Here is a 13,985-nt window from a genome sequence, read left to right as displayed (position 1 = left end):
GGGCCGGGGCCACCGGCAGTGAATTGACGCGACGCTGGCCGGATCACCCGGCCCTTCGGGCCGCAGCGGCAGGTCCAACACCGCCCGAAGCCGTTCCAGATCGCTGGGCTAACCGAAGCCACGCCGCTCACGGCAGCCATCCTGAGCGCGGGATGTGACACAACAATGATCGCGCGAGGCCGGCCGCCTTGCGATCAGACGGGCGGCCGGCTGTGAGAAAAACCACCGGGTTTGTTCAACCTCGAGGTTTCGCCTGCGCCGCGTCGAGCTCGACGATATCGCCACCGAGCTGATGCACGCCCGCGCGCAGTTTCACAAACGCCGCGGCGACCGCCTCGGGCTCGCCTTTCACGCCCAGGTCGATGTGGCGACGGGCGTAGATGCCGCCCCGCTCCGCATCGCCGACGCTCGGCAAGCTGAATACGCGCACACCTGGAAAGTCGTGCTCGATCTTTTCCATGAGCGGCGTGAGCGTCGATTCGGGCAACTCGAATACAAGAAGCGACTTTTCCGCGTGCGGCATCGCGTGGTGCAAATGCGCGTACTTGGTATCCAGCACCCATTCGATCATCGGCCACGCCATCACGGGAAAGCCCGGCACAAAGTGATGGTCGCCGACCGAGAAGCCGGGAATCTTGTTGTAACCGTTCGGAATGATCGACGCGCCGCGCGGGAACGTGCCCATGTTCAGACGATGGCGGTTCTCCGGGGAATCGAGGTCCGGCGGCGCACCGGGAACGTCCGCGTGCATGTCCCTGATCCGCTCCCGGATCAGCCGTGCGGCCTCGGCGTGCAGTTCGAGCGGGACGCCGAGCGCAGCCGCGGCGCATTGACGGGTGTGATCGTCCGGTGTCGCGCCGATACCGCCCGTCGAAAACACGATGTCGCCCGACGCGAACGAGCGGCGCAACGTCGTCGTGATGCGTTCCGGGTCGTCGCCGATGTATTCCGCCCAGCCCAGTGCGAGGCCGCGCTCCGTCAAAAGCTGGATGACTTTCGGCAGATGTTTGTCGGTTCGCCTGCCCGACAGGATTTCGTCGCCGATGATGATGACGCCAAATGCCATTGCCGCCTCTTCCTGAAAAAGGGATTCAGTATGGAACCGTCACTGCGGTGTGCGTCCCGTGTTCTTCCGCACGCATGCGCTGCAACGCGCGCAGGCAGTAATACCCGAACCACAGCGCCGAAAAGACCAGGATAAACGCATAGATCCAGATGGTCGCGGCCGTGACGACCGGAAACAGCACGATCAGCCAGACCGACGACGCCCAGAGCAGCGTCGGCAGCGACCCCAGCAGACCGCTCGCGACGCCGATCAGCAACAACGGCAAGCGGTGCCGGCGCACCAGCGCGCGACGCTCCTCGGTGGTGGCATGTAACGCGAGCGCGTCGTACGTCATGACGCGATACGTCAGCCAGCCCCACAACAGCGGAGGAATTAGCGCGAAGAACGGCGGCACGAGCCACAGCGGCAGCGTCACCACGAGCAGCACGAGACAGATGAGCGTCGTCCACAGCGCGTGGATCAGGCTACCGTACCACGTTCCGCCGCGGCGCATCTCCAGGCTGGCGAACTGCCTGACAGCGAGGTAACGGATGACGGCCGGCATTGAGAGCGTCGCGATCAGCAGCAGCACGGTCAGGACGATCAGCGGGATCGCGAGCGCAATCACGATGAACGGCGCGATCACCGCATGCAGCGACGAAAACCCGAGCCAGTCGAACATGCCATAGAGCGACGTGGTGAACGCCCAGCTCTCGAGCCACGCGCGCGTGGCATCGGTCCACGCCTGCCAGGAAAACCACAGGATGACGCCCCATACAATCGCCGCCGCCGCGAACGGCATGAACGTCAGCCAAAGCATGCGCGGATGGAGCGCGCTGGAAAGTGCGCGCCCGAACGAGCGCAACAGATCATTCATGCGAGCCAGATACCGGTCAATGAAGCAGTGAATGGATGAGAAACAGGGCGACGATCGGAACGGCCGGCGAACGGGAGGTCAATGCGAACACGTCAGACACACACGCCTTCAACCGCGATCATCGTCAGTCGAACTGTGGACAGGATAAACCAGGGACCGCGCCGCCGGGAAAACCCACTGCGGCGGCGTATGAACAGAAGCGTGAGTGACGGTACACCCGCTGATTGCAGGCAAAACCAGACGGAGCGGAAGAAACGCGCGCGGGCGGCTCAGACAGGCGCGGCGTCGCTACCCTGCCCACGGCGTCCTGGGGCGAGCCGCCGGGCAATGCGCACGAGTGCGAGCCAGTGCTGCGCCCAGAAGCCGTCGCCGTACTGGCGGCCTTCGAGCTGGTCCCGAATGCCGGTCGGCTCCATGTCGCGCACCCACGAAGCCGTCCGGAACAGCTGATCCCACCACGGAAACAGCACGCCGAAATTGCATCCGTAGGTCGTGCCCTCATGGCCGTAACCCATTGCGTGATGCCGGCGATGGAACGTCGGGCTGACGAGCAGCCGCTCGCCCAGCCAGCCGAAATACATCCGGATATTGGCGTGCTGGACGCTCTGCGCGAGATTCGTAATAGCGATGAGCACGACGAACTGCGACGGCGGCACGCCAATCACCAGCGCGATCACAGCGAAAAAGCACGCCTGCAGCACGTCGTCGAGCAGATGGTTACGGTCGTCGGACCACAGCGACATCTGGCGCTGGCTGTGATGCACCGCGTGCAGTTCCCACCAGAGCCCGAAGCGATGTTCGCCGCGGTGATACCAGTACCCCGCGAAATCGAGCACGACCAGGTACATCAGGAACGTGACGAGCGGTTGTGTGGTGACGCCCGGCCACAGGTTGTCGAACTCGATGTTCGCAATGTTGTGCAGCCGCAGCCAGCCCTGTATGCCGTCGAAAAACGGCTGCAGCGCGAAGAAGAAAAACAGGTTCAGGATGCCGAGCTTCGCGATCCACGTGTAGAGCACGTCGACCCGCACCGCCTTGCGGTTCTCCCACCGCTCGACGGGACGCAACGCCTCCAGCGGCCGCAGCACGGCATACATGGCCAGCACCTCGAACACACCGACGATCACCCAGTAGAGGCTGTCGTAGGTGTCCTCGTCGTAGTCCATCAGGTCGAGGCGATACAGCAGCGGCTGCACGATGTCGACGTACAGCAGCGTCTGCACTGCGGAGACGAAACTATCGAGAATCGAAAAAATCGTATGGAACATGGTGCCTGCTGTGCTTCAACGCGGTACTTCAACGCAATATGTCAACCCGGTGCTTCTGCATCATGCATCGCCCGTGCGGGTCGCGACCTATGCGCCGTTCGGCGCCGTAACCGGCGCACGGTCGAAGAAATAGATGCCATGCGGCGAGCGGCCCACTGCGATCGTCTGGATCAGCTTGCGCGTCGACAGATCGATGATACCGATGTGCTTCGCGAACCGGAACGTCACCCACAGATAGCGCTTGTCGGCCGAAAGTTCCATATCGTCCGGCCCCGCCATCAGGCCCGTGATGTCGCCGACGTTCGTGAGCGTGTCCTCGTCGATGATGCTGATGGTGCTCGCGACACGATTCGACACCGCAACGTGCTTGCCGTCAGCCAGCGAGCGGAAGTTGTGCGCGCCCTTACCCGTCGGAATCGTTTTCACGATCTTCTGGTTTTTCCAGTCGACCACCGCGACATAATCCGAGCCCGTCATGCCGACCAGCAGATATTTCTCGCCCGGCGTCATCCAGAGGCCAGCCGGCACCTTGCCGACCTTCATCTTCCACTTGACCTGCTGCGTCGCGAGATCGATCGCGGCGAGTTCACCCGACACCTGCAACGTGACGAACACCGTTTTGCTGTCGGTCGTGAACGCCATGTGACTCGGCATCACGCCGAGCGGCAGACGGCTCGCAAGCGCCATGTTGTGGCCGTCATAGTGATAGATATCGAGCCGGTCGAGCCGCAGGCCCGTGGTGACCATCCACTTGTGATCCGGCGAAAAACCGATCTGATAGGGATCTTCGATGCCTTCGACCCAGCGCTGCACCTTGCCCGTTTTCGGATCGACGAACATCAGGTTGTTCGAGACCGAGTTAGCGACGATCAGCGACGAATTGTCCGGCGTCACCATCAGATGATGTGGTTCCTTGCCGGTTGGGACGGTGCCGACGACCTGACGGGTCGCCTCGTCGACGAGGCTAAGCGTTGCCTCGCCGGAATTGAGAACGATCACATTGTTCGCTTGCGCCAACGGAGAAAAAAAGCCCGCTGCGACAACCAGGGCAGCGCCCGCCGCCAGCGTACTGGTCAGGCGGGAGAGAAAAAAATTGCGCATGAAAACTCACGTCCGGGAACAGTCATCATTGTAGAACGTTTGCCTGTGCGCACGGTTGACGCAGGTCGGCCTCGCACGGGAAAAAGCGTGCGGTGGACGCCGATAACAGCCGATGGTCGCAGGCGAACTTGCCTGCGATTCTTCGCGGGCGGTTTCTGGTTCCGATGCGCCTCGTTTTCATCCGCATAAAATACGAATTCGATTAATCAATCGGTCACGGATTTAATTTCCACACGGAAATATCAGTCACAGATTAATGTTTCGCAAAAACTCTTATATTCCTCTTAGGCCGAATGGCCACCACGAATTTAAGAGTTAACTCATACCTGCCAAATTTGCCACACGGGAAAATCAGATCAAATCATTTTCCCCGCAACAAATCCGTGATCGTTTCAGTGAGAAAGCGCTGCGCAACCCGCTTCGCACGGCGCTTTTCGCATCCACCCCATTCTGCACTGGAATAGCCAGCAGCGGTTTGGGCCGCATTCTTATCGTTTGAAGAAAGCCAGAACAGGCTAATCGATCTGAAAGCGGGTTCACTGAATTAGCTCACGGTCTTAACATGACAGAGTATTTTAGGAATGCATCGACTTTACGACCCATTTATCAACGTCAAACCTGATTTCCGTGACGCGCGTCCTGTCTCGACCCGACGCGCAATACGCAAGCGATTGTTAATCCGGTTCGTGACAGCGACCCTGCTGGCCACGGCCGGGGCCACATCGGCATATGCCTCTGCCACCCGCGTTCCGCAGCCAGGACCGCCAGCGGCGGCGGCGACCTCCGCCGTAACCGTTTCCGCCGTCAGCGGCACCGATCCGTATTTCAAGGCAGATGGCGCCAGCGACGATTCCGACAATGCCGTGGCCGCTGCCGGCTCCAGAAGCATCGCGACGGGCGCCAATGCGCGTGCTACCGGCACGGCTGCCGTCGCAACCGGCAACGGCGCGAGCGCGACCAGCGCGGATGCGGTTGCCATCGGCGATGGCGCGGCCGCGACCAGTACCGGCACCATCGCGATCGGCGGCAACGCGCGCGCCAGCGGGCTCGGCGCGATGGCGACCGGCAAGGATGCGAGCGCCAACGGTAACGGCGCGTTCGCGGCCGGTTATCAGTCGAAAGCCGTCGATCTCGCCACGGCAACCGGCATCTTTTCCACGGCAACAGGTTCGCGCAGCACGGCTGTCGGCGCGGCGGCGAATGCGAGCGGCGTGTCGTCCGTCGCGATCGGCAACGGCGCCCAGGCCACGCGGGCGAACAGCGTTGCGCTGGGCGCCGACTCCACGACGTACGCGAATCTCGCCGCACTCGCGTTCACGCCGGTCGGCGCGACGCTCATGATCGCGGGCGCCACGGCCGCCGGCGAAGTCTCCGTGGGGGCGGCGAATGCGGAGCGGCGCGTGACGAACGTCGCCGCGGGCGCAGCCGATACCGATGCGGTCAATCTGAGCCAGTTGAAAGCGCTCGACAGCAAGGTGGAAGGCGCCGCGTTCTACGACCGCTACGCGGACGGCTCCTTCAACCGCAACAGCTTCACTCTCGGTGGCGATCCGGCAAGCGGCGGCACGGTGATTCACAACGTCGCGGATGGCGTCGATGCGCACGACGCGGTCAACGTCGCGCAGCTGAACGCGGTGAGCGCAAAGGCCGACCAGGCGGCAACCCGCGCCGAAAGCGCCGTCACCTACGACACGAACCCCGACACCACCGTCAACCACGACAGCATCACGCTTGCCGGCAGCGCGGCGAACGGCGGAACGATCATCCACAACGTTGCGAACGGGATCGACGCGCTCGACGCGGTGAACGTCGGCCAGCTGAACGCAGCGGTAGGCGACGCGATCGGGCATATCGCGGTCAATGGCGCCAATCCGCTCTTTGGCGCCGATGGCGATCGCGATGCCGAAGCCGCACAGTCGAGCGGCACGCACTCCGTCGCGGCTGGCGCGAACGCCCGGGCAACCGGAGCCAACGCCGCCGCACTCGGTGCGAACGCGGTCGCAAGCGGTGCGAGCGCAACCGCACTTGGCGCGGGAGCCAGCGCCAGCGCGGACAACGCCGTGGCGCTCGGCGACGGGTCGATCGCGGATCGCGCGAATACGGTTTCGGTTGGCGCGGCAGGCGCGGAGCGGCAGATTGGAAACGTCGCGGCCGGCGTTCAGGGCACCGACGCGGTGAACGTAAACCAGTTGAACCAGGGGATGAGCGGCGCGGTCAGCCAGGCGAACAGCTACACCGACAACCAGGTGCGATCCGCTCGCCGCGACGCTTACGGCGGCACGGCCTCCGCGCTGGCGGTCGCCGGCCTGCCCCAGTCGGTGTTGCCCGGTCACGGCATGGTGGCGGCCGCGGCCGGCACTTACGGCGGCCAGTCCGCCGTGGCGCTCGGCGTGTCGCAACTCTCCGGCACGGGGAAATGGGCCTACAAGGTTCAGGGCACGGCCAGCTCGCGTGGTGAATTCGGCGCATCGGTCGGAGCAGGCATGCACTGGTAGCACGTCACGCGCATCACGCGTGTGCCGCGCAACCGGCCGCCGCACACGCGCGTTCTCCTTGCCTGACCCGGCTCACCGCTGCATCGATTCCCAAACCTTGTGAAGACGCTTCACGGAGACGGGCATCGGCGTTCGCAGTTCCTGCGCGAAGAGCGAAATCCGCAGTTCCTCGAGCAACCAGCGGAACTCTGTCAGCCGCGAATCCATCACGCCGCCGCGTTGCGCGATCGCGCGCTGATAGTGTTGCAGCAGCGGCTGGAATTCGGCGAACTGACGCGCGTCGCGGGCCGGGTCGGCTTTCAGCTTGTCGATACGCAACGCGATCCCCTTCAGGTATCGCGGAAAATGCGCCAGTTGCACATAAGGCGTATCGACGACAAAGCGTTTGCCGATCAGCGCGTCCAGCTGGTTCTGCATGTCCGCATGCGCTGACGTGAATGATTTCGCCTGCACGAGCTTTTTGGTCACCGCGGCATATTCGGCCAGTATCTGCCCGGCAAGCCGCGCGATTTCCTGGGCGAGCAGCGTCAGACGGCCGCGGCCTTCGTCGCGTCGCGTGTGGAACGTGAGGTCGTCATCGGGGAGCGGGTCCTGCAGGCAGGCGCGATCGAGCGCCATGTCGACCAGCTGGTCGCGCAGTTCTTCCTGTGTGCCGCGCGGCATGAACTGCATCGACATTTCGCGAATGCCGGGCAGGTTCTTTTCCAGATATTTGATCGGTTCGCGCAGTTGCAACGCAAAGAGACGTCGCAGGCCCGCACGATGAATCCGTGCCGCTTCTTCGGGCGAATCGAACACTTCGACGTCGCAGTGCGTCGTGCGGTCCACGAGCGCCGGGTAACCGAACAAGGTCTGCCCGCCCCGGCGGATTTCGAGCAACTCGGGAAGCTTGCCGAAATTCCACGTCGTGAGGTTTTCGTACAACGCGGTCACCGTATTGCTGCCCGGTGTCGTCATCTCCGGCGTGTTTCCGCCGCGCGCGCCGGCTTTCGCGGAAGACGGCACCGCTGCCGTATCGCGCGGTGCTGCGTTGCCGGAAACGTGTCCCGGCAGGCCCGGTGCGCCGCCGAGCGCGGCACCCGCTGCGATCTTCTGGAAATGCTGCTGCGCCTGACCGCCGAGTTCAGCACGCAGTTGCGCAAGGTTGCGACCCATCGCAAGTTGCCGGCCGTGCTCGTCGATGACCTTGAAGTTCATGAACAGATGCGCCGGCAGCGTCTCGAGCTTGAAGTCCGACTGCTTCATCGCGACCTGGGTCTGCTCGCGCACATCGGCGATCAGCGCCTCCAGCAGGCCGCCCGCGCCGAAACGCGGGCCACCCGTGCGCTGGACAAACCCCGCCGCGAACTCCGGCAGCGGCACGCAGTGGCGACGCAGTTTTTGCAGCAGCGACTTCAGGAGCAGTTGCACCTTTTCCTTCAGCATGCCGGGCACGAGCCATTCGCAGCGACGCGCGTCGACCTGGTTCAACGCATAGAGCGGAACGGCCGCTGTCACGCCGTCGCGCGGCGAACCCGGCTCGAAGTGATACGTGAGCGCCATCTCGACGCCCGACATCGTCATGCGCTTCGGGAACAGATCGGTCGTGACGCCTGCCGCTTCGTGCCGCATCAGATCGTCGCGCGACAGATACAGCAGACGCAGCTTGTCCTCGGGCCGGTCGCTCTTTTTGACTTCGTCCTTGTACCAGCGCTCGAACGACGCACCCGTATAAATGCCTTCCGGAATCGCCTTGTCGTAAAAGCCGAAGATCAGCTCATCGTCGACGAGCACATCCTGGCGGCGCGACTTGTGTTCCAGCTGCTCGATGTCGGCGAGCAACTTGCGGTTATGCGAAAAAAACGCGAGCTTTGTGTCGAACTCTCCCTCGACCAGCGCGCCGCGAATAAACAGCTCGCGCGCACGCGTCGGGTCCTGCCTGCCGAAACTCACGCGCCGCCGGTGGTAGACCGGCAGACCGTACAGCACCGCGCGCTCGAACGCCGACACCTGCGCCGCGCGCTTTTCCCAATGCGGCTCGGACAGCGACTTTTTCAGCAGATGCGCGCCGATCTGCTCGATCCACTCCGGCTCGACTTTCGCGATACAGCGGGCGTACAGGCGGCTCGTCTCGACCAGCTCCGCTGCGATGACCCAGCGGCCCGCCTTCTTCACGAGCGCCGAGCCTGGCCACAGGTAAAACTTGATGCCGCGTGCGCCGAGGTAGTACGGCTCGTCGTCGGCCTTGAGGCCGATGTTGCCGAGAAGACCCGTGAGCAACGCCAGATGGATCTGCTCGAACGTCGCTTCGCTTTCGTTGAGCCGCCAGCCGTGTTCGCGCACCACCGTCAGCAACTGCGAATGCACGTCGCGCCATTCCCGCAGCCGCAGGTGCGACAGGAAATTCGCGCGGCACGCGTCGACCAGCTGTTTGTTCGACTTCTTGTGCGCGACCGCGTCCTCGAACCACGTCCAGATCTTCAGCCACTGAAGGAACTCGGAACGATCGTCGGCGAAGCGGCGATGCGCCTGATCAGCCTGTTCCTGCGCCTCGACCGGCCGGTCGCGCGGATCCTGCACGGACAGCGCGCTCGCGATGATCAGCACCTCGCGCAGCGCCTGCTGGTCGCGCGCGGCGAGAATCATCCGGCCGACGCGCGGATCGAGCGGCAGGCGCGCGAGCTCGCGGCCGAGCGGCGTCAGCGCGTTGTCGTCGTCGACGGCGCCAAGCTCGTTCAGCAGCTGGTAGCCGTCGGCGATCGCGCGCCCCGGCGGGGGCTCGATAAACGGAAACGTTTCGATCTCGGTCAGATGCAGCGACTTCATCCGCAAGATCACCGACGCGAGCGACGAGCGCAGGATCTCCGGATCGGTGAACCGCACGCGGCCCTGGTAGTCGCTTTCTTCGTAGAGACGGATGCAGACGCCGTCGGCGACGCGGCCGCAACGTCCGGCGCGCTGGTTCGCCGCGGCCTGCGAAATCGACTCGATCTGCAACTGTTCGACCTTGTTGCGATACGAGTAGCGCTTCACGCGCGCGAGCCCCGAGTCGACCACGTAGCGGATGCCGGGCACAGTCAGCGACGTTTCGGCGACGTTCGTCGCGAGCACGATCCGGCGTGCGTTCGACGCCTTGAACACGCGCTCCTGCTCAGCCGCCGAAAGACGCGCGAAGAGCGGCAGGATTTCGGTGTGCGGCGGATGGTGCTTGCGCAGCGCCTCGGCGGCGTCGCGGATTTCGCGCTCGCCGGGCAGGAACACGAGCACGTCGCCAGGGCCTTCGCGGCAGAGTTCGTCGACGGCGTCGACGATCGCTTCCATCAGGTCGCGGTCGGCATCGCGCTGCGATTTCTGGCGCTCCGGACGGTCCGCGCGCTCGCGCCCGGACGACGTGCCCTCCGCCGATTTCACGGCCGGGCTGTCCTCGACGACAGGCCGGTAGCGCACTTCGACCGGATATAGACGCCCGCTGACCTCGATCACCGGCGCGGGTTTTTCGTCGCTGCCGAAATGGCGCGCGAAGCGGTCGGCATCGATCGTCGCCGACGTCACGATCACTTTCAGATCGGGACGCTTCGGCAGGATTTCTCGCAGGTAGCCGAGCAGGAAGTCGATGTTCAGGCTGCGCTCGTGCGCCTCGTCGATGATGATCGTGTCGTAGGCCTTGAGGAGCGGATCGGTCTGCGTTTCGGCGAGCAGGATGCCGTCCGTCATCAGTTTCACCGACGCACCGGGCGCGAGATTGTCCGTGAAGCGCACCTTGTAGCCGACCACTTCGCCGAACGGCGTACCGAGTTCCTCGGCGATGCGCCGACCCGTCGCCGATGCCGCGATCCGGCGCGGCTGCGTGTGGCCGATCAGACCCGCGCCGCCCGCGCCGATCCCGCGCCCGAGCGACAGACAGATTTTCGGCAATTGCGTGGTCTTGCCGGAGCCGGTTTCGCCGCTCACGATCACGACCTGATTCTCCGAGATCGCGCGGGCAATCTCGGCGCGCCGGCCCGAGACAGGCAACGCTTCGGGGAACGTGACGGGCGGAACCGGATTCGGCGTCACGACACGCGCGGCACGCGGCGGTTTCTTTTCGCGCGGGGCGGCGGTGTCGTCTTGCGGCGGCTGTGCGTGCCGCGGCTGTTCTTCATGGCGCCGCTGGCCGGACCTGGGCGGCTCGCCGTCGTTACGCCGCTGCGCCGGGTTTCGCGGCTGGACCTCGTTGCGCGGATGCTGCGCGTCCTTGCGCGGCGGCATCGCACTGCCCGGCTGTCCGGCTTCGCGCGGCTTTCCGTCACGGCGCTGTGGCCGCGGGTTTCGCTGCAAGTCCGGCGATGGTGGCGATGGCGGCGATGGCGTCGAAGTTCGCGCGGCATCCGGCGCCTGCGAGCGTTGCGCGCGCGCATCACCCGGCTCGCCGGACGAAGGTTTTTTCGGGGACTGGGCCGCGCCCGGCTGCTCCGCTCCAGACGAGCGTGACGGCGCGGTAACCAGCGGCTTCGGCGGCTTCGGCGGCTTCTTTTGTGGCGGCCCGGGCGGCGGCTTGTGCCGCAAAAGCTCGTCGCGCAGCAACGCCAGCGCGTCCGTCCCGCGGGTCTGATCTCTTTGCGCTGCCGGTTTCTGGCTGCCGGCGCGCGCGTCTCGCGTCGCCGGGGCGGCGCCGGTTTGTGACACCTTCTGCGTATCGTCCGCGGGGTTGCGCGGCGCCTGCTGTGCGCCCGCGCGATCCTCGCGTGTCTGTGCCGGCTCGTCTCGCCCGCCCTCGGGCGTGTGATTCGCATTCGCCGCAGTGGGACTTTTGGGTACGTTCGACATGGGGGCGCATTATAATCCCGGCATGAATTCCCAAACCGACCTCGTCCCCACGCCCGCGAGCGTTCCGGCCTCGTCCGGCACGGCGGAAGACTCCACCCACCATGCGCAGTTCGTCGACTGGATGCGCTCGGTCGCGCCGTACATTCACGCGTTCCGCAACAAGACGTTCGTCGTTGGGTTCGGCGGCGAGGTGGTGCATCAGGGTCTGCTGAACGCGCTCGTGTCCGACATCGCGCTGCTGCAGGCGATGGGCATCCAGATCGTGCTCGTCCACGGCTCGCGACCGCAGGTCGAAGAGCAGATGAGCCTGCACGGCGTGGAGTCGGAGTTTTCGCACGGCATGCGCATCACCGACGCCCGCGCGCTCGAATCCGCGAAGGAAGCCGCCGGCGAAGTGCGTCTCGACATCGAGGCGGCGATCAGCCAGGGCCTGCCGAACACGCCGATGGCACATGCGCACATCAGCGTCGTGTCGGGCAACTTCGTGACGGCGCGGCCGGTCGGCATTCTGGACGGCGTCGATTTCGCGCACACGGGCGTGGTGCGCAAGATCGACGCGGATTCGATCCGTCATTCGCTCGCGAGCCGCAAGCTCGTGCTGCTCTCGCCGCTCGGCTTCTCGCCCACCGGCGAGGCGTTCAACCTGAACATGGAAGACGTGGCGTCGGCCGCGGCGATCGCGCTGCGCGCCGACAAGATCGTGTTCCTGACCGAAACCGCCGGCCTGATGGACGAAGAAGGCGCGCTCATCCGCGAACTCTCGCTCGACGACGCCTACAAGCTGCACGAAAGCGGCGAGCTGCAGGGCGACGAGGCGTTCTACCTGAAGCATTCGATCCGCGCGTGCCGCGGCGGCGTCGCGCGGGCGCACATCGTGCCCTACGCGCTCGACGGCAGCCTGCTGCTCGAACTGTTCCTGCACGATGGCGTCGGCACGATGATCTCGTACGAGAACCTCGAAAGCCTGCGCGAAGCGACGCCGGACGACGTCGGCGGCATCCTGACGCTGATCGAGCCGCTCGAGTCGGACGGCACGCTGGTGCGGCGCGGCCGCCACCAGATCGAACGCGACATCGACCATTTCTCGGTGATCGAGCACGATGGCGTGCTCTTCGGCTGCGCGGCGCTGTACCCGTATCCGCAGGAGCGCATCGGCGAAATGGCGTGCCTGACCGTGTCGCCGGAAGCGCAAGGTTCGGGCGACGGCGAACGTCTGCTGAAACGCATCGAACAGCGCGCCCGCGCACGCGGCCTGACGCGCATTTTCGTGCTGACGACCCGCACCGAACACTGGTTCCTGAAGCGCGGCTTCGTGAAGGTCACGGTCGACGACCTGCCTGAAGACCGTCGCCGTCTCTATAACTGGCAGCGCAAGTCGCTCGTGCTGATGAAACAGCTCTGAGCGGCCTTATATATAGCGCGACTGCCGCCCCACACTGATACAGGAGAAGCACAGCATGGCTCGTATGGTTCAATGCGCGAAGCTCGGCAAGGAAGCCGAAGGCCTCGATTTTCCGCCGCTGCCGGGCGAACTCGGCAAGCGCATCTATGAAGGCATCTCGAAGGAAGCGTGGCAGGCGTGGCTCAAGCAGCAGACCATGCTGATCAACGAAAACCGCCTGAACATGGCCGATCCGCGTGCCCGTCAGTACCTGATGAAGCAGACGGAGAAGTTTTTCTTCGGCGAAGGCGCCGATCAGGCCGCGGGCTACGTGCCGCCGCCGCAAGGTTGATTGCCGCCGACTTCGAGAAAAATCCGCGCGTCTGCGCGGATTTTTTTTGCCCGGAGCGCGACACTTTCGCGCCGGGTTTTCACCCTCGCCACGCGCAAAAACGCCCCCGCTCGCACGGCTCACCGCCCCGCTTTCAAGCCGTTTTTTCAGACCCGCCCGATTCGCCCGATCGCCCGCCAGGCATGGGATCGAGCAAGATCGGAGCGCCCCCGGCCGGTCGGCGCGTTTGCACGATCCGCCGTCATCGTGCTACTATGTGCCTCGTTTCAACAGCAATCCACCTTCATTCGCGTTCAATTTGCAACCGGTCAACCTGTGTTGAACAGGGGCCAGCCGGTCGGGGTTGAATAGTTTTTATACAAGAAGGCTTGTCGGTCGCATCGCGCTTTCCCTGTGGAATCGCGGTAAATCACCGGCCTTTTTCGTTTCAAGCCTTTCAGTGGCGCGGGCGGGCAACCTGTCCTCAGCGTCCTCATGCATCTGCCCCCCTTCCACGGCCACGCAGGTGCAACAGTCAGCAGCAACTCGAACGAGTGCAATTTCGCGACCCTCCTCGCGAGGCACGGACGTTTCTTTTTTTCGTCCGCGTGCGGCCCCTGGCCTCACGGCGAGAAAACGTTTTCGCGAAACTGCACTTTCCCGGCACCCGTGGCGGATCGCTCATGCGTTTCAGCCGCAGTC

The 13,985-nt window shown here is 64.4% G+C and carries 8 protein-coding genes; 3 read left to right on the top strand and 5 right to left on the bottom strand.

Going from position 1 to position 13,985, the window contains the following annotated elements; translation table 11 throughout:
* Positions 1 to 235: 235 nt before the first annotated feature.
* The 4 genes from BLV45_RS05985 to BLV45_RS05970 form a co-directional block, all read right to left on the bottom strand.
* Complete coding sequence (locus tag BLV45_RS05985) at positions 236 to 1,066, bottom strand: competence/damage-inducible protein A (protein ID WP_090530251.1); 831 nt, start codon at positions 1,064 to 1,066, stop codon at positions 236 to 238.
* A gap of 25 nt (positions 1,067 to 1,091) precedes the next feature.
* Positions 1,092 to 1,922: an EI24 domain-containing protein gene (locus BLV45_RS05980; protein WP_090530248.1), complete on the bottom strand. Its 831-nt coding sequence runs from the start codon at positions 1,920 to 1,922 to the stop codon at positions 1,092 to 1,094.
* A gap of 269 nt (positions 1,923 to 2,191) precedes the next feature.
* Complete coding sequence (locus tag BLV45_RS05975; RefSeq protein ID WP_090530245.1) at positions 2,192 to 3,190, bottom strand: sterol desaturase family protein; 999 nt, start codon at positions 3,188 to 3,190, stop codon at positions 2,192 to 2,194.
* 87 nt (positions 3,191 to 3,277) lie between these two features.
* On the bottom strand, positions 3,278 to 4,291 hold the full coding sequence (locus tag BLV45_RS05970) for a YVTN family beta-propeller repeat protein (protein WP_090530242.1): 1,014 nt from the start codon (positions 4,289 to 4,291) through the stop codon (positions 3,278 to 3,280).
* Between the two features lie 863 nt (positions 4,292 to 5,154).
* On the opposite strand from BLV45_RS05970, the gene BLV45_RS05965 reads away from it, so the two are divergent.
* Complete coding sequence (locus tag BLV45_RS05965) at positions 5,155 to 6,786, top strand: YadA family autotransporter adhesin (RefSeq protein ID WP_245753125.1); 1,632 nt, start codon at positions 5,155 to 5,157, stop codon at positions 6,784 to 6,786.
* A 72-nt stretch (positions 6,787 to 6,858) separates the two neighbouring features.
* On the opposite strand, the gene hrpA is transcribed toward BLV45_RS05965, so the two are convergent.
* The gene (gene hrpA / locus BLV45_RS05960; protein WP_245753124.1) at positions 6,859 to 11,571 is read right to left on the bottom strand and encodes an ATP-dependent RNA helicase HrpA; all 4,713 of its coding nucleotides are present in this window, start codon (positions 11,569 to 11,571) and stop codon (positions 6,859 to 6,861) included.
* A gap of 22 nt (positions 11,572 to 11,593) precedes the next feature.
* On the opposite strand from hrpA, the gene argA reads away from it, so the two are divergent.
* Positions 11,594 to 12,973 (top strand): amino-acid N-acetyltransferase, encoded by a 1,380-nt coding sequence (argA, locus tag BLV45_RS05950; protein ID WP_090531206.1) that lies wholly within the window; start codon positions 11,594 to 11,596, stop codon positions 12,971 to 12,973.
* A gap of 55 nt (positions 12,974 to 13,028) precedes the next feature.
* The gene (locus tag BLV45_RS05945) at positions 13,029 to 13,304 is read left to right on the top strand and encodes an oxidative damage protection protein (protein ID WP_090530229.1); all 276 of its coding nucleotides are present in this window, start codon (positions 13,029 to 13,031) and stop codon (positions 13,302 to 13,304) included.
* Positions 13,305 to 13,985: the final 681 nt, after the last annotated feature.

The sequence above is a fragment of the Paraburkholderia sartisoli genome (assembly GCF_900107685.1).
GTDB lineage: Bacteria > Pseudomonadota > Gammaproteobacteria > Burkholderiales > Burkholderiaceae > Paraburkholderia > Paraburkholderia sartisoli.
This window is presented reverse-complemented; position numbering and strand designations above follow the sequence as displayed.